Annotated in this window: 1 protein-coding gene; it reads right to left on the bottom strand. The window is 75.6% G+C overall.

From position 1 onward, the window contains the following. On the bottom strand, nt 1-426 hold a 426-nt coding region (locus tag G3I78_RS48920; RefSeq protein WP_164437120.1), incomplete at both ends, for a GAF domain-containing protein.

Here is a 426-nt window from a genome sequence, read left to right as displayed (position 1 = left end):
TTGGGGCAGCAGGCTGCGCCGCAGGGCCAGGGCCGCCGTGCGCTCGCGCGTGTAGCGGCTCGCGTTGTCGATGCAGACGGCCGCGCGCGCCGAGATCTCCTCGGCCAGCAGGACGTCGTCCGGCTCGAACCCCTGGGCGCGGGCGTGCCGTACGAAGACGGCGGCGCCGAGCACCGCCCCGCGGGCCGACATCGGTACGAGCAGCCAGGAGTGGACCCCGTACGCGCGGACCCGCGCGGCCTGACCGGGGTCGACCGGGGCGAGCTCCGCGATGAGCTCCTCGCCCGTCAGCAGCAGCGGTTCGCCGCCGGCCATGGCCCGGGTGAACAGGGAGCCGGGCCCGGTGGTGAAGGGGTCGGGATCGCCCGTCGCGACCGTCGCCTTCACCGGTATCCCGGGTGCGGAGGAAGTCGCCGCACGCAGCAG

The sequence above is a fragment of the Streptomyces sp. SID13726 genome, from assembly GCF_010548375.1.
Classification (GTDB): domain Bacteria; phylum Actinomycetota; class Actinomycetes; order Streptomycetales; family Streptomycetaceae; genus Streptomyces.
Note: the sequence above shows the minus strand (reverse complement) of the source record. Positions and strands in the feature narration are given on the sequence as shown.